General features: G+C 69.5%; 14 protein-coding genes and 1 pseudogene. 9 read left to right on the top strand and 6 right to left on the bottom strand.

Features of this window, described 5'->3' with window-relative positions; all coding sequences use genetic code 11:
- The first annotated feature begins 289 nt into the window (after window positions 1-289).
- The gene (locus ACIF83_RS41000) at window positions 290-949 is read left to right on the top strand and encodes a CBS domain-containing protein (protein WP_393483419.1); all 660 of its coding nucleotides are present in this window, start codon (window positions 290-292) and stop codon (window positions 947-949) included.
- 30 nt (window positions 950-979) lie between these two features.
- Here the strand turns inward: ACIF83_RS41000 and ACIF83_RS40995 are convergent, their stop codons facing one another.
- On the bottom strand, window positions 980-1,441 hold the full coding sequence (locus ACIF83_RS40995; RefSeq protein WP_399735102.1) for a cyclic nucleotide-binding domain-containing protein: 462 nt from the start codon (window positions 1,439-1,441) through the stop codon (window positions 980-982).
- 345 nt (window positions 1,442-1,786) lie between these two features.
- On the opposite strand from ACIF83_RS40995, the gene ACIF83_RS40990 reads away from it, so the two are divergent.
- Window positions 1,787-2,296, top strand: coding sequence for a hypothetical protein (locus tag ACIF83_RS40990; protein WP_399735099.1), 510 nt, complete (start codon window positions 1,787-1,789; stop codon window positions 2,294-2,296).
- On the opposite strand, the gene ACIF83_RS40985 is transcribed toward ACIF83_RS40990, so the two are convergent.
- Window positions 2,274-3,443 carry a serine hydrolase domain-containing protein gene (locus tag ACIF83_RS40985; RefSeq protein ID WP_399735096.1) on the bottom strand — a complete coding sequence of 390 codons (1,170 nt, stop codon included), beginning with the start codon at window positions 3,441-3,443 and terminating at the stop codon, window positions 2,274-2,276. The two genes, ACIF83_RS40990 and ACIF83_RS40985, sit on opposite strands and share 23 nt — an antisense overlap.
- A 292-nt stretch (window positions 3,444-3,735) precedes the next feature.
- A complete protein-coding gene (locus tag ACIF83_RS40980; RefSeq protein ID WP_393483430.1) occupies window positions 3,736-4,266 on the bottom strand; it encodes a hypothetical protein in 531 nt (176 codons plus the stop codon).
- Window positions 4,267-4,696: 430 nt separating this feature from the next.
- Between ACIF83_RS40980 and ACIF83_RS40975 the strand changes: the two genes are divergently transcribed.
- Window positions 4,697-6,214 (top strand): fibronectin type III domain-containing protein, encoded by a 1,518-nt coding sequence (locus ACIF83_RS40975; RefSeq protein ID WP_399735093.1) that lies wholly within the window; start codon window positions 4,697-4,699, stop codon window positions 6,212-6,214.
- Window positions 6,215-6,326: 112 nt separating this feature from the next.
- Here ACIF83_RS40975 and ACIF83_RS40970 read toward each other — a convergent pair whose 3' ends face one another.
- Window positions 6,327-7,028, bottom strand: a complete 702-nt coding sequence (locus tag ACIF83_RS40970; RefSeq protein ID WP_399735090.1) for a glycerophosphodiester phosphodiesterase — start codon at window positions 7,026-7,028, stop codon at window positions 6,327-6,329.
- A gap of 42 nt (window positions 7,029-7,070) precedes the next feature.
- Window positions 7,071-8,211 (bottom strand): annotated as a pseudogene (locus ACIF83_RS40965) (adenosine deaminase).
- A gap of 245 nt (window positions 8,212-8,456) precedes the next feature.
- On the opposite strand from ACIF83_RS40965, the gene ACIF83_RS40960 reads away from it, so the two are divergent.
- The gene (locus tag ACIF83_RS40960; RefSeq protein WP_399735087.1) at window positions 8,457-9,212 is read left to right on the top strand and encodes a DUF4190 domain-containing protein; all 756 of its coding nucleotides are present in this window, start codon (window positions 8,457-8,459) and stop codon (window positions 9,210-9,212) included.
- Between the two features lie 59 nt (window positions 9,213-9,271).
- On the opposite strand, the gene ACIF83_RS40955 is transcribed toward ACIF83_RS40960, so the two are convergent.
- Entirely contained in the window at window positions 9,272-9,829 is a 558-nt protein-coding gene (locus ACIF83_RS40955) for an NADAR family protein (protein WP_399735084.1), read from the bottom strand.
- A gap of 209 nt (window positions 9,830-10,038) precedes the next feature.
- Here ACIF83_RS40955 and ACIF83_RS40950 point away from each other — a divergent pair, with 209 nt between their 5' ends.
- The 5 genes from ACIF83_RS40950 to ACIF83_RS40930 are packed head-to-tail and all read left to right on the top strand — an operon-like array spanning window position 10,039 to window position 15,771.
- Window positions 10,039-11,574: a gamma-aminobutyraldehyde dehydrogenase gene (locus ACIF83_RS40950; protein WP_399735081.1), complete on the top strand. Its 1,536-nt coding sequence runs from the start codon at window positions 10,039-10,041 to the stop codon at window positions 11,572-11,574.
- A gap of 53 nt (window positions 11,575-11,627) precedes the next feature.
- Window positions 11,628-12,875, top strand: a complete 1,248-nt coding sequence (locus ACIF83_RS40945; protein WP_398141120.1) for a PotD/PotF family extracellular solute-binding protein — start codon at window positions 11,628-11,630, stop codon at window positions 12,873-12,875.
- Complete coding sequence (locus ACIF83_RS40940) at window positions 12,872-14,041, top strand: ABC transporter ATP-binding protein (protein WP_393483452.1); 1,170 nt, start codon at window positions 12,872-12,874, stop codon at window positions 14,039-14,041. Before ACIF83_RS40945 ends, ACIF83_RS40940 begins: the two co-directional genes overlap by 4 nt.
- Before the next feature lie 2 nt (window positions 14,042-14,043).
- Entirely contained in the window at window positions 14,044-14,973 is a 930-nt protein-coding gene (locus ACIF83_RS40935) for an ABC transporter permease (protein WP_393483455.1), read from the top strand.
- Window positions 14,974-15,771 carry an ABC transporter permease gene (locus ACIF83_RS40930; RefSeq protein WP_393483457.1) on the top strand — a complete coding sequence of 266 codons (798 nt, stop codon included), beginning with the start codon at window positions 14,974-14,976 and terminating at the stop codon, window positions 15,769-15,771.
- Window positions 15,772-15,789 lie beyond the last annotated feature (18 nt).

The raw sequence follows: 15,789 nt of genomic DNA, 5'->3' as shown, positions 1-15,789 counted from the left end.
CCTGACGGTCGGGGACAACGGCGTGGGCATTCCGTCCGGCGGCCGTCGCAGCGGGCTGCGCAACATGGCCGAGCGGGCGGAACAGCTGGGCGGACACCTCGCCGTGTCCAGCCCCGAGGGTGGCGGCGCCACGCTGGAGTGGCGGGTGCCGCTGCCGGCCCAGTAGGCGGCGGGCCTGCCGACGGCCGGATCGGGCCCGGGTGGGGCCACTCGGCCCATGCGGCAGCCGGGTCCGAGGCCGCACGCTTGAGGTGCCGCGGGACGGCATCCGAGCATTCTGGAGGACGCCATGTACGGCACTCCGACCGTCGTGAACGACGTGATGACCAGCACGGTCGTCGCCCTGCGCACGGGAGCGGCCTTCAAGGAGATCGTGCGGACCATGCGGGAGTGGCGCGTGAGCGCTCTTCCGGTGCTGGACGGCGGTGGACGCGTCGTCGGTGTGGTCTCCGAGGCCGACCTGCTGCCGAAGGAGGAGTACCGCGAGGGCGACCCGGGCCGGTACGGGCAGCTGGGGCACCCCGCCGACCTGCGCAAGGCGGACGGGGTGACGGCGGAGGAGCTGATGACGGCTCCGGCCGTCACCGTGGCGCCGGACGCGACCCTCGCCCACGCCGCGCGCGTCATGGCCCGCAGCAGGGTCAAGCGGCTGCCGGTCGTCGACGACGAAGGCGCTCTCAAGGGCATCGTCAGCCGCTCCGACCTGCTGACGGTGTTCCTGCGGGACGACGAGGACATCGCCGAGGACGTCGGCCGCGAGGTCGTCACCCGGCTCTTCGGCACACGGACGGCACCCGTACGGGTCGAGGTGCGCGACGGGGTGGTCACGCTCACCGGCCGGGTCCAGGACACCGTCCTAGTACCGCTCGCCACCCTGCTCGCGCGATCGGTGCCGGGCGTGGTCGACGTGCGCTGCGCGCTGACCGGCTTCAGCGAGAGCAAGGGGTGACTGTCGCGCCGACCGTTCCGGAGCCGGGTGTCACACCAGGCCACCGCTGCCGTAGGGGGCGTAGAGGTCGAGCAGCCGGAGCCGGGAAGCGGGCAGGCGCTGAGCCACCACCCGGCCCACCCAGACCGCGATCGCCCGCCCGAACCCGGGGTCGGCGGCACACATGTCCCGGACCGCCTCGGCGTCGAGCTCCCAGGCCCGCACGGGGCTCGTCGCCTCCGCGCCCAGGTGCCAGACGTACGGCGGGAAGTGCCAGGACCAGCCGACCAGTTCGCCGTGCCCGAGCGACTCGACGACGGCGGGACGGCGGCCGGGCACACGCAGGTCGAGGGCGACGGTCCCGGTCCGCACGATCCAGAAGCGGTCGGCACGCCGACCCTCCTCGAACAGCCGCGTCCCGGCCTCGAAGGACACCTCACGGGCGACCCGCAGCAGCCGTTCACGGTGTTCGGCGGGGAGGGCCGCGTTCATGGTGGTCGTGGCCGAGGTCATCGCACGAACTCCCTTCGGGGCGTCTTGACCTCACCCTGTGCCGCCCCGGATCCCCGCACCACGGGCCGCCCGGACCCGACCCGGGGCCCTTCGGCCCACGCCGGCGGCCCTGAGAGATGGGTGCGAGACCTCATGAAGGACGGGAAGGGCTCCATCCACTTCTCGCGGATCCTGATTGCGCGGTGCACGGCCACGAGCCGCTTCCCCGCGTCTCCGAGGGGTCCTTCCCGCCACTTCCAGCACACCACGGGAACGGCCGGTCCACCAGTGCCAAGAGGCCCGGATCTGCCACGTGTCCCGGGGGGTGGTTTTGAACGCGTTCAAATGCAGGCGTACGCTCCTGGCATGAGCGACAGAGCCGCCCTGCTGAAGGGCATTCGCGTCTGGTTGGTCACCTTCGTCGTGTGTCTTGTGCTCAGCGGGGCCACCGCCTTTCCGCTGGTGCACGAACTCCGGTGGACGGAGAGCGGGTTGCGGGCGCTGTCCGTGCCCGAGCAGCTGCCGGGGCTCATGGAGTGGATCTCGCGGGTGCGGGACGGGCTCGACGCCGTCGACGCCAAGTACCCCTTCGTGCTGTACGGCACGGACTGGCTGGCGTTCGCGCACCTCGTCATCGCGGTCGCCTTCTACGGGCCGTACCGCGACCCGGTCCGCAACATCTGGGTCGTGGAGTTCGGGATGATCGCCTGCGCGGGGATCATCCCGCTCGCCCTGATCTGCGGACCGATCCGGGGAATCCCCTTCTGGTGGTCGCTGATCGACATGTCGTTCGGGGTGTTCGGAGTCGTCCCGCTGTATGTCGTACGGCAGAAGATCAAGCGGCTGGAGGCGCTCAGCGCTCCGGCTGCTGCTTGAGTGTGGCCGTGATGATGCGCTGGGCGACCGGGTTCGCCGACTCGCCCTTGGCGTCCGTGGAGTCGACCGAGTAGACGAGGGTACGGCTCAGGTTCTGGGTGGCCGCGATTTCCGTGCTGTAGCCGTAGCGGCCGCCGGACTTGAACCAGTACACCGTGCCCTTGTACTCGAACCGTTCGAGACCGGCGCTGTAGGTGGCGCCGGTGATGTTCGCCGGCACCGTGAACATCTCCTGCAGCTGCGGCGCGGGCACGATCCGGCCCTGGAACAGTGCTGTGATCAGCCGCTCCAGGTCGGCGGTCGTGGAGATCATGTCGCCCGCCGCCCAGCGGTCCGCCTGGTTCCAGTCGCTGACGTCCACGAACCGTGTGGTCCCGTCGGTGTCCTTCACCAGCTGGTAGCCGCGGTTGTGCGGGCCGTGGATCACGGGGTCGGTGCCGGGGAAGTAGGTGCGGCGCATGCCGGCCGGGCGCAGCACCAGCCGGGTGGCCTCGTGCTCGTAGGAGTGTCCCGTCACCTTCTCGATCAGCATCCCGAGGATCGTGTAGTTGATGTTCAGGTAGTCCTGCTGGTCACCGGGGTCGAACTCCGGCCCCTTCGCCACCGCCGAGGCCACCACCTGTTCCGGAGTGATCGTGTCCAAGCGGTGGGCGTACTGGTCCGCGAAGTCGTCGCCCCAGCCGTCGCCCGCCCTGATGCCGCTGGTGTGGTTCAGCAACTGCCGTACGGAGATGGGCTTGAAGGCCGGGGTGAGCAGCCCGGGCAGGTAGTGCTGGATGGGCGTGTCCAGGTCGACCCGGCCCTCGGCCGCCAGCTTCAGCACGGTCGCCGCCGTCACGACCTTCGTCGTGGAGCCGGCCCGGAACCGGGCGTTCGGGTCCGCCGCCCGCCCGCTCGCCAGATCGTGCACGCCCGCGCTGCCCCGCCAGGTGCCGTCGGTGCCGCCGACCCGGACCAGTGCGGCGGTCGCGTCGGCATCGGGCAGCCCGGCGAGCGCGGCCTGCAGGGCCCCGGGATCCGGGACCGTCTTCGTCGTTCGTGCGGTCACCGTGGCCGGCGCGGCGAAGGCGGGCGCCACCAGCGGGCCGGCCGTCAGGGCCAGGACCAGGGAGGCGGCGCGGACGGTGCTGCGGCTGCGCAGGCGCATGGAGGCTCCTGAGGAGGATGGGGTGGGCTTTCGTGATCATCCTCCGTCGGGGGCGCCGTGACCGGGATCGTCGGCAGGTAGGGGCGTGTCCCTGACCCAACCCTCCCGTCAACCAGGGGCAGGACCAGGGGAGTTGTGCGGGATGACCCCTAGGCGAGGTGTTCGGACGCGACCGGAAAAGGAAGAGGCCCGGTTTCCCGGGCCCCGACCTCAGTGTGGTGGCGGTCTCGTGAACGTGGTCACCTTCGCTCCACCCGTGAGCCGGGCCCTGTACGCCCGGCCTGTGCCTCTGTCAGGAGGTGGAGGAGTCGTACTTGCTGGGGATCCCGCAGACGCGGAGGTGGGTGGGGTTGTCGAACCCGACGTTGTTGACCGGCGCGTGGAGGTCCGCGTCCGACTTGATGCCGTTGGGGAAGTCAGGCGCGCCGTAGCTGTAGAAGTTGGAGTTCGCCCCGCCTTCGACGATGATCCCGCGGGCGGCGTACGGGCCGTTGATCGTGAAGTCGACCAGCTGAGCGGTGGAGGGGCCGTGAACGTCGAGGGTGATCGAACCGTTGTTGTTCGGGGGGTCGAAGGTGAAGGTCCCGTCGTTCACGGGCTGCTGCCTGAAATCGAACGTGAACGCGCCCGCCCCCAGGATGTCTTCGCAGGTCGGGTGCCCTTCGTACTCGACGGGCTGCACGCCCTCGTTGCTCGGCGGCCCCGGCTCCCGAGCGGCCGACGCGGGACTGGCCGCGATACCGAGAGCCACTGCCGTGGTCGCACCGGCGCAGGCGAGCCGCGCTCCCCACACCTGTCTCTTCGAACGGGTAGTCACTCGCATGACGAGCACTCCTCCTTGTTAGGGCCCCAGATCTCGGGCGCCTGATCTCGCCCTCGCGAACTCCCAGGCATGTTCTGTCGGGAGCTCGAGTGCTGGACGTCTGTCCGCCGGGCGCCGTGAACATTTCCACGGCATGGTGGCCTGCATGCTTTGCGACTCCTTTCCCTAGACCGTTTGAGTCCTATAAAAGGACCAGAAAGGTGAAGTGAGTATCGGTGGAGCCGGGGAAATTCGGCCGAACGACGGTCCTGATGCGCGGACATGCGGGCTATTGCGGCGCGGGCTCCCGGAATGCTGCCGACGGGTGACGCGGCGGTCGACGTCGGCCTGGGAACCGCCCTGCGAATGTGTGTAATCCGTATAGTTTGCGGCGCATTCATCTCTTTCCCCTTTCGGCCACCCCTGTCTCACTTCCATCCCGGGATGTTCCATGCGTCTGAGGAAATGCACGACGAGGCTCGTCACCACGGCCTCGACCGTGGTCCTTCTCGCGGCCGCTCCGCCCGCGACCGCCCACGGCTCGTCGGCACGCGACGAAAAGATCCTGACCGCCGCCCCTTTGGCGACATGGCAGACCAACGGCATCGTCTGGTCGGTCGCCTACGCGCGCGGTGTCGTGTACGTAGGCGGAACCTTCGACAGCGTCCGCCCGCCGGGCGCGAAGCCCGGTCAGAAGGACGTCGCCCGAAAGAACTTCGCCGCGTTCGACGCCGTCACCGGCAGACTGCTGCCGTGCGCCCACTCCTTCACGGGGGCCGAAGGAACCGTACGGGCGCTGAAGGCGTCGCCCGACGGCAAGGTGCTGTATGTCGGCGGATCGTTCGGCAAGGTCGACAAGACCGGTGTGGCCAGCGCGGTCGCGCTCAACACGGCCAGGTGCTCGCTTCGCAAGGACTTCCGCCCCGCGGTGGGAGCCACGGTTCGGGCCATCGACACCACCAAATCCACGGTGTACCTGGGCGGCGACTTCGAGACCGTCGACGGGAAGACCAGAAAACACATCGCCGCGCTCAGTACAAAGGGCTCACTCCTGCCCTTCGCGGCGGACATCGACGAGCCGGTGCGGGCCGTCCTGGCCACGCCCACCTACGGCAAGGTTCTCGTCGGCGGTGACTTCCACCAGGTCAACGGCGCGCCGGAGGGGGCGCTGGTCGCGCTGAATTCCTCGACGGGTTCGACCGTGACCTCGTTCCGGCGGTGGCTTCCGCCCCGCTCGTCGGTGAAGACACTGGCACGCGACAAGACCAACTTCTATGTGGGGGCCGAAGGCAGGGGGACGGGCGTCTTCGACGGTCGCATCGCCGCCCGTCTGTCCGACGGCAAGATGGTCTGGAAGGACTACTGCCAGGGCGCCACCCAGGCCCTCCTCGTGCACCACGGTGTTCTCTACAGCGCATCCCACGCGCACAACTGCAACCGTACCCCCGGGGGCTTCCCCGACGGACGCCGTCGGCACTTCCTGGCCCAGTCCGTCGGCGACAGACGCATCCTGCACTGGTTCCCCGACACGGACGACGGAATCGGGGAGCCCGTCGGCCCCAGAGCGCTGGTGATGGCCAAGGGAATCCTCTGGGCGGGCGGCGAGTTCACCATGGTCAACGGCAGGGCCCAGCAGGGCCTGACACGCTTCTCGGCCGGCCCCGCGAACACCGCTCCCGAAGCGACCCCCGAGCTCACGGCCAAGAGTTCACGGGCCGGGAAGGTCACGCTCGCCTGGCAGGCCACCTGGGACCGGGACGACGCGGCGCTGACGTACCTGATCTATCGCGACGGCGTCCGGGTGGCTTCGCCGAAGAAGCGGTCGGTCGAGTGGAACCTTCCGGAGATGACGTACACGGACTCCGTCACCCCTGGCTCTCGCCACCGGTACACGATCGCCGTCACCGACGGGCGGCACACCACACACCGATCGAAGCCGCTCGCCGCGACCGCGGTCGCCCGCAAGTGATCGGTGGACGAACTGCGGTGGATGAACCCCTACTCCACCAACCTCGGTACCCTCCGCGACCCGGACAGCAGTGCGTCACCCGCGCCACCCCCACGGACCCGGCGACGGTCCCTCAGCGTTCGCGCATGTAGCCGCCGTCGCGCAGGGCGTGCAGGGCGTCGACGCGGTTCGTGGTGATGGAGTCGACGCCCAGGTCGAGGAGACGGCGCATGGAGCGGCGGGTGTCCGGGGTCCAGACGGACAGCAGGTATCCGTCGCGGTGGACGCGGGCCGCGAGGTTCCGGTCGACCAGGGAGAAGCGGTAGTTGAGCCAGCGCGGGCGCACCACGTCCAGCAGCGCCGGCCGGGGCGGGGCCAGGGTCGTCCAGGTCAGGGCGATCTCGGCGGCGGGGTCGGCGGCGCGGACGGCGAGCATGGCCTCGGCGTGCGCGCAGTAGTACACGCGTTCCCGGGCCCCGCTGTGCCGGACCACGTCCATCACCTGTTGCACGGTACGGCGGTCGACCCGCCCGCACAGGTCCACCATCACCCGGCTGTCGCCGGTCGCGGCCAGTGCCTCCGCCAGTGTCGGCACCCCGCCCGCCGTGAGCCCGCGCACCTCGTCCGCCGACAGCGAGTGCAGGGGCCGGTCGTGTTCCCACAGCCGCTTCAGCGTCTCGTCGTGCAGCAGCACGGGGACGCCGTCGCGGGTGAGGCGTACGTCGATCTCGACCGCGTCCGCGCCCAGGTCGAGCGCGGAACGCAGCGAGTCGAGGGTGTTCTCGCGGAAACGGTAGGGGGCGCCGCGGTGGGCCACGGCGGTCACGGTCTGCATGGCCCCCATTGTGACCATCGCGCGAGGATCACCGCGCAGGGATCAGGGGGCGAGCCACGTGGTGGTGTACGTGTCGATCTCCGCCGCGATCCGGGCCTTGCCCGCCTCGTCCAGGAAGGACGCCTCCACGGCGTTCTTGGCGAGGTCGGCGAGGCCCTGCTCGTCGAGGTCGAGGAGTCGGGCCGCCACCGCGTACTCGTTGTTGAGGTCGGTGCCGAACATCGGCGGGTCGTCGGAGTTGATCGTGACCAGCACGCCGGCCCGGGTGAACTCCTTGATCGGGTGCTCGTCCAGGGTGCGGACCGCGCGGGTGGCGATGTTGGAGGTCGGGCAGACCTCCAGCGCGATGCGGTGCTCGGCGAGGTGGGCCAGCAGCTCGGGGTCCTGCGCCGAGCTGGTGCCGTGACCGATCCGCTCGGCGCGCAGATCGGTCAGGGCGTCCCACACCGTCTCCGGGCCGGTCGTCTCCCCGGCGTGCGGGACGGAGTGCAGGCCGGCGGCGATGGCCTGGTCGAAGAACGGCTTGAACTGCGGCCGGGGCACACCGATCTCGGGCCCACCGAGCCCGAACGACACCAGGCCCTCCGGGCGGATCCGGTCGTCGGTGGCGAGGCGGGCGGTCTCCTCGGCGGACTGCAGACCGGCCTCGCCGGGGATGTCGAAGCACCAACGCAGCACGGTGCCGAACTCGGCCTCGGCCGCCTTGCGCGCGTCCTCGATCGCGGCCATGAAGGCCAGCTCGTCGATGCCGCGCCGGGTCGAGGAGAACGGGGTGATGGTCAGCTCGGCGTAGCGCACCTGCTGGCGGGCCAGGTCGCGGGCCACCTCGAAGGTCAGCAGCCGGACGTCCTCCGGGGTGCGGATCAGGTCCACGACGGACAGGTACACGTCGATGAAGTGCGCGAAGTCCGTGAACGTGAAGTAGTCGACCAGCGCCTCGGGGTCGGTGGGGACCTTGGAGTCGGGGTGGCGGGCGGCCAGTTCCGAGACGATGCGGGGGGAGGCGGAGCCGACGTGGTGCACGTGCAGTTCGGCCTTGGGCAGTCCGGCGATGAAGGCGTGCAGATCGCGGTCGGTCAAGGGTTCCTCCCCGGGAACGGCGCCCGTGGAGCGAGGTCCGTCGTCCGGGCGCGGGTGATCGGCTGATCGATGACTCGGGATCATCGTAGGCCCCGGCCCGCAGCGGCCGGACCCGCGCCGTAACATGATGGGACGACGATCACAGGGGGGGCCTGAGCGATGTCCGACGAGGTGCCACAGCCGACGCCACGGGAGCACGGCGCCGGGGACGGGGCTGAGTCGCCTCGGGTTTCCCTGAACAAGGGGAGCGGGGAGCCAGGGGCGCCCGGGCCGGCGGCGGAAGCGGAGCCGGCCGACGCGCAGCCGGGAGCGGTGCGGCCCGCGAACACAGGTCCGTCCGCGTCTCCGGTGAGCGGGCAGGGAGCCGGTGACACGGTCCTCTTCGGTGAGCCGGGCACCCCGGAACAGCCACCGCACCCTTCGGTCCACGACCAGCAGACGGTCGTCTCCCTCCCCACCCCGGACGCCCCTGCCGACGCGGTCCCCCCGGCGTGGGCCAGGCCGGCCGATCCGTACGCACCCCCGGCCGCCGTGCCGCCCACCGGAGCCCCGGCGAACCCGTTCGCACCCCCGGCGAACCCGTTCGCTCCGCCCGCTGCCGCTCCCTCGGCCGGCAACCCGGCGACCCCCTACGCCCCTCCGGCCGCCCTCGGCAACCCGTACGGGCCGCCCATGGCATCCCCGCACCAGCCCCAGGAGACGGTCCCCGTACCCCCGCCGCCCATGTCCCCCGACGGCCCCGGACAGGTGCCGTACGGCTACCCGGCCCAACAGCCGCAGCCGGGCTACGGCGCCCCCGGCATCCCGTCCTACCCCGCGGCGGGCGGCTACGGCTGGCCGGGCCTGCAGCCGCAGCCGAACAACGGCATGGGTACGGCCTCCCTGGTGCTGGGCATCCTGGCGACGGTCGGCTTCTGCGCGTGGCCGCTGGCCCTGGTGATGGGTGTCGTGGCCGTGATCCTGGGTGCCCTGGGCCGCGGCAAGGCCCGCCGGGGCGAGGCCACCAACCCGGGCGTGGCCCTGGCCGGGATCATCTGCGGTGCCGCCGGCATCGTCCTGGTGCTGGGCCTCTTCGCATTCTTCATCGCGGTCTACAACCGCTGACCGCCCGACGACCGCGCTGCCGCCCCGGCCCACTCACCCCCCGCCGAAGCCCCGCGGAGTCACACCCCCTTCAACCGCTCCCGCGTCTCCATCAGCGCGAAGCCCAGCAGGTTCGGCCCACGCCAGCGCTCGGGGTCCGAGGCCGCCTCGTCGTCCGCGGCGAGGCCGATGCCCCATACGCGGTCCACGGGGCTCGCCTCCACCAGGACGCGGTCGCCGGTGTTCAGCAGGAACGTCCGGAGGTCTTCGTCCGACCCGAACTTGTGGACGCTGCCCTCGACCACGATCCGGAAGCGCTCCCGCTCCCATATCGCCTCGTCGAACTCGCGGACCAGCCGTCCCGCCTTCTTGGCCTCGGCGGGATGCCCCGCGGCCAGCACCCGGCGCTCCGCCTCCGGGTCGCCGAACAGCCGCGCCTTGCCGGCCATCATCCAGTGCTCGGCCGTCGCGTATTCCACACCGTCCACCACGAAGGGTGACGGCCACCACTGGCTGAGGCAGCTCACCCCGAGCCGGCCGTCCTGCCGCGGACGGTGCCCCCAGAAATGGAGGTACTTGATCCCGGCCCCTGCCCTGACTTCCCTGATCAGGGCTTCCACCCCGTCGATCTTCCCCATGCACGCGAGTGTGGCACGCACCACTGACACTCCGTCCGTCCTTTTCCGTGGCGACTCGACACCTGGTCGACAGATTCCGTCGCGTAACCAAAAGGCAACAACGGAATCACTTGTTGGAGTCCTATTGCTCTGTCAGGATCGGCACTCAAATCGAGCTGGAGCTACGCCACCCACCCCCCGGGACGGGGCGAACGGCGGAGGAGAGCGACATGCACAACCCGGGCACCGGCACCCCGGAACGATTCCCCGCGCAGGAGCGCTTCGCGGAAGGCGCGCAGTTCATCGCGGGCCGCCTGACGAAGGGCACCTCGGGCCGTACCCACGCGGTGGTCGACCCGGCCACCGGCGAGGAGGTGTACACCTACGAGCTGGCCGGCACCGACGACGTCGACGCCGCCGTCGCCGCCGCGCGCGAGGCGTTCCCGGGCTGGGCCGCCACCACCCCGGGCGAGCGCTCCGACGCCCTGCACCGGTTCGCCGCCGTGCTCGCCGAGCGGGCCGAGGACTTCGCGCGGGCCGAATCCCTGCAGTGCGGCAAGCCGCTGAAGCTGACCCGCGAGTTCGACGTACCGGGGACCATCGACAACACCGCGTTCTTCGCGGGCGCCGCCCGGCATCTGCAGGGGCAGTCGGCCGGTGAGTACTCGGGCGACCACACCTCGTACATCCGGCGCGAGCCCATCGGTGTCGTCGGGTCGATCGCGCCCTGGAACTACCCCCTCCAGATGGCCGCCTGGAAGATCCTTCCGGCGATCGCCGCGGGCAACACCATCGTGCTCAAGCCCGCCGAGCTGACCCCGCTGACCTCGCTGATGTTCGCCCAGGCCGCCACGGACGCGGGCATCCCGGACGGTGTCATCAACATCGTCACGGGAGCCGGCAAGGAGGCCGGTGAGCACCTCGTCGGGCATCCCGACGTGGCCATGACCTCCTTCACCGGGTCCACCGCCGTCGGCAAGCGGGTCGCCGAGATCGCCACCGCCACCGTCAAGCGCCTCCACCTGGAGCTGGGCGGCAAGGCCCCCTTCGTGGTCTTCGACGACGCCGACCTGGAGGCCGCCGTCAACGGCGCGGTCGCGGGCGCGCTCATCAACACCGGGCAGGACTGCACGGCCGCCACGCGCGCGTACGTGCAGCGACCGCTCTACGAGGCCTTCGTGGAGCAGACGGCCGCGCTGATGAGGACCGTACGGCTCGGGGACCCGTTCGCCCCCGGCACCGACCTCGGCCCCCTCATCTCGCACACCCAGCGTGACCGGGTGGCCGGCTTCGTGGACCGGGCGCGTGCCTACGCACGCGTGGTGGCCGGGGGCGAGGCACCGCAGGGAGACCTCAAGGACGGCGCCTACTACCGGCCCACCCTCGTCGCCGACGTGGCCCAGGACAGCGAGATCGTCCAGTCCGAGATCTTCGGTCCGGTATTGGTCGTTCTGCCGTTCGACAGTGATGATGAGGGCATCCGGCTGGCCAACGACACCCCGTACGGCCTTGCCGCCTCCGCCTGGAGCAGCAATGTCTACCGGGCCAACCGCGCCACCCGCGAGATCAAGGCGGGCTGTGTGTGGATCAACGACCACATCCCGATCATCAGCGAGATGCCGCACGGCGGCTACAAGGCGTCCGGCTTCGGCAAGGACATGTCGGCGTACTCGTTCGATGAGTACACCCAGGTCAAACACGTAATGTTCGACAACACCGCGGTAGCCAGGAAGGACTGGCACCGCACCATCTTCGGGGACCGCTAGAGACCGACCAGGCCACAGACCAGGCCGACCCCTCCCGAAAGGGCACCACGCGCATGGAGCAGTACGAGCCCGAACGCCTGACCCCGGCCCAAGTGGCCGCCATGCGGCGCAGCCTGCGCAACGGCAGGGCAGCGATGACCCGCCGGTCGTTGCTGCGCGCCTCCGCGGGCGGCGCGCTCACGGTCGGCGGACTCGGCGCGCTGAGCGCCTGCGGGATCCCCGCGGCGGGCAAGACGCAGGGCGGCACGTCCGCACAGGACCACTCGGCAGCGGAGAAGGTCGTGAACTTCTCCAACTGGACCGAGTACATCGACGTCGACGACAGCGGCAAGCGCCACCCGACGCTCGACACCTTCCAGAAGCGGACCGGCATCGCGGTCAAGTACACCGAGGACATCAACGACAACAACGAGTTCTTCGGCAAGATCAAGCCGCAGCTTGCCGCGGGCCAGGACACCGGCCGCGACATCATCGTCCTCACCGACTGGCTGGCGGCCCGGCTCATCCGCCTCGGCTGGGTCCAGAAACTGGACCCGTCCAACCTGCCGCACGCCTACACCAACCTGTCGGCCCAGTTCCGCGACCCGGACTGGGACCCGGGACGGGCGTACTCATACCCCTGGCAGGGCATCTCGACGGTCATCGCCTACAACAAGAAGGCGCTCGACGGCATCGAGGTGAAGTCGGTCTCCGACCTGCTCGACAACCCCAAGCTGAAGGGGCGTGTCGGCTTCCTGTCGGAGATGCGCGACAGCATCGGCATGACCCTGCTCGACATGGGCAAGGACCCGGCGAACTTCACCGACGACGACTTCGACGCGGTGATCGCCCGGCTGCAGAAGGCCGTCGACAAGGGTCAGATCCGCCGCTTCACCGGCAACGACTACACGTCCGACCTCACCAAGGGCGACTTCGCCGCCTGCATCGCATGGGCCGGAGACGTGGTCCAGCTCAAGGCGGACAGCCCGGACGTGGACTTCGTGATCCCCGACAGCGGCTACATGACGTCGTCGGACAACATGTTGATCCCCAACAAGGCGCGCCACAAGACGAACGCCGAGCGGCTGATCGACTTCTACTACGAGCCGGAACAGGCCGCCGCGCTCGCCGCCTACATCAACTACGTGAGTCCGGTCGACGGGGTGAAGCCCTACCTTGCGAAGATCGACAAGGCTGCGGCGGACAACCCGCTGATCGTTCCCGACAAGGCCATGCAGGCAAAGTCCCACGCCTTCCGCTCCCTGAGCCAGAAGGAAGAGACGGCCTACGAAGAGAAGTTCGCAAAGCTCACAGGGGCGTGACGACGATGAAGACGACGACAGACAGCAGCGGCGACGTCCGCCTCACCGGTATCGGCAAGACCTACGACAACGGCTTCACCGCCGTACACCCGCTGGACCTGACCGTGCCACAGGGCTCCTTCTTCGCCCTGCTCGGCGCCTCCGGCTGCGGCAAGACGACCACCCTGCGCATGATCGCGGGTCTGGAGGAGCCGACCAGCGGCACCGTGCACCTCGGTGACCAGGAGGTCACCCACCTGCCGCCGTACAAACGGCCGGTCAACACGGTCTTCCAGTCCTACGCACTCTTCCCGCACCTCGACATCTTCGAGAACGTCGCCTTCGGCCTGCGCCGGCGCGGCATCAAGAGCGTGAAGAAGCAGGTGGAGGAGATGCTGGAGCTGGTCCAGCTCGGCGAGCAGGCGCGCAAGAAGCCGCACCAGCTCTCCGGTGGCCAGCAGCAGCGTGTCGCGGTGGCCCGGGCGCTGATCAACCACCCGAAGGTGCTGCTGCTCGACGAGCCGCTCGGCGCCCTCGACCTGAAGCTGCGCCGCCAGATGCAGCTGGAGCTCAAGCGCATCCAGACCGAGGTCGGCATCACGTTCATCCACGTCACGCACGACCAGGAGGAGGCCATGACCATGGCCGACACGGTCGCCGTGATGAACGCGGGCCGCGTCGAGCAGCTCGGCTCGCCCAACGACCTGTACGAGAACCCGCAGACCACCTTCGTCGCGAACTTCCTCGGCACCTCGAACCTGATCGAGGCCGAGATCGACACGAAGAACGGCGACGACATCGTGCTGAAGGCGGGCGGCGGCAAGCTGGTGCTGCCCGGGGCGCGCTGTTCCGCGCGGGCGACGACCGGCGGCAAGGTGCTGGTCGGCGTCCGCCCCGAGAAGATCGCGCTCACGCACGCCGACGACGCCGGCTCCATACCCGAGGGCCGCAACCGCATCACCGGCAAGATTGCCGACGCCAGCTTCATCGGCGTCTCCACGCAGTACGTGATCGACACCCCGGTCTGCGACGAGTTCGCGGTCTACGTCCAGAACGTGGAGCGCGACGGACGGCTCGTCCCCGGTGCCGACGTCGTCCTGCACTGGAGCCCGGCCCATACCTTCGGCCTGGACGCGGCCCAGGACATCGACGCCGGCGTGGAGTCCGTCGAGGAAGAGGCCGCGTAGACATGTCGACGCTCACCGAGGCACCCCCGCCTCTCGCTCCCGCCGAGGCGGCGAAGCAGGCCCCGCGCAAGCGCGGCCGGTTCACGCCGTACTGGCTGCTGCTCCCCGGCATCCTGTGGCTGGTCGTCTTCTTCGCGCTGCCGATGATCTACCAGGCCTCCACGTCCGTGCAGACGGGCTCCCTGGAGGAGGGCTACAAGGTCACCTGGCACTTCGCGACCTACTGGGACGCCCTGGCCGAGTACTGGCCGCAGTTCCTGCGGTCCGTGTTCTACGCGGCCGCGGCGACCGTCCTGTGCCTGCTGCTCGGCTACCCGCTGGCGTATCTGATCGCCTTCCGCGCGGGCCGCTGGCGCAACCTGATCATGATCCTGGTGATCGCGCCGTTCTTCACCAGCTTCCTGATCCGGACCCTGGCCTGGAAGACGATCCTCGCGGACAACGGCCCGGTCGTGCACACCCTGAACTCGCTGCACATCCTGGACCTCACCAACTTCCTCGGCTGGACGGCCGGCGACCGCGTCCTCGCCACACCACTCGCGGTGGTGTGCGGTCTGACGTACAACTTCCTGCCGTTCATGATCCTTCCGCTCTACACCTCGCTGGAGCGGATCGACGGGCGGCTGCACGAGGCGGCCGGCGACCTGTACGCCAAGCCGTGGACCACCTTCCGCAAGGTGACCTTCCCGCTGTCGATGCCGGGCGTGGTCTCCGGCACGCTGCTGACCTTCATCCCGGCGGCCGGTGACTACGTCAACGCCGAACTCCTCGGCTCGACCGACACCCGCATGATCGGCAACGTCATCCAGACGCAGTTCCTGCGGATTCTGGACTATCCGACGGCGGCCGCCCTGTCCTTCATCCTCATGGCCGCGATCCTGTTCATGGTCACGGTCTACATCCGCCGCTCCGGGACGGAGGATCTGGTCTAAATGTCCTTCGTCACCTGGCTCAAGCGCCATCTCGTCGTCATCGCGGGACTGCTGACGCTTTCCTATCTGCTGCTGCCGAACATCATCGTGACGGTGTTCTCCTTCAACAAGCCGAAGGGGCGCTTCAACTACGAGTGGCAGCAGTTCTCCACGGACGCCTGGAAGGACCCGTGCGGCGTCGCCGACATGTGCGGCTCGCTGTCCATCAGCCTTCAGATCGCCGTCTGGGCGACGATCGGCGCCTCGGTCCTCGGCACGATGATCGCCTTCGCGCTGGTCCGCTACCGCTTCCGCGCCCGCGGCGCCGTCAACTCGCTGATCTTCCTGCCGATGGCGATGCCCGAGGTCGTCATGGCGGCCTCGCTGCTCACCCTGTTCCTCAACATGGGCGCCCAGCTCGGCTTCATGACGATCCTGATCGCGCACATCATGTTCTGCCTGAGCTTCGTCGTCACCGCGGTCAAGGCGCGTGTGATGTCGATGGACCCGCGTCTGGAGGAGGCCGCCCGGGACCTGTACGCCGGGCCGGCGCAGACCTTCCTGCGGGTCACCCTGCCGATCGCGGCACCCGGAATCGCCGCGGGCGCGCTGCTGTCCTTCGCGCTCTCCTTCGACGATTTCATCATCACCAATTTCAACGCGGGCTCGACCGTCACCTTCCCCATGTTCGTGTGGGGTTCGGCGCAGCGCGGAACCCCCGTTCAGATCAACGTCATCGGTACGTCCATGTTCCTGGTCGCCGTGCTGTTCGTCCTGGTCTCGATGCTCGTCACCAACCGCCGTAAGCAAAAGGCATAGAGCTCTGTAGGGAGTTGA

This window comes from Streptomyces sp. NPDC085866, from assembly GCF_044541035.1.
In the GTDB taxonomy this organism is placed as follows: domain Bacteria; phylum Actinomycetota; class Actinomycetes; order Streptomycetales; family Streptomycetaceae; genus Streptomyces.
Note: the sequence above shows the minus strand (reverse complement) of the source record. Positions and strands in the feature narration are given on the sequence as shown.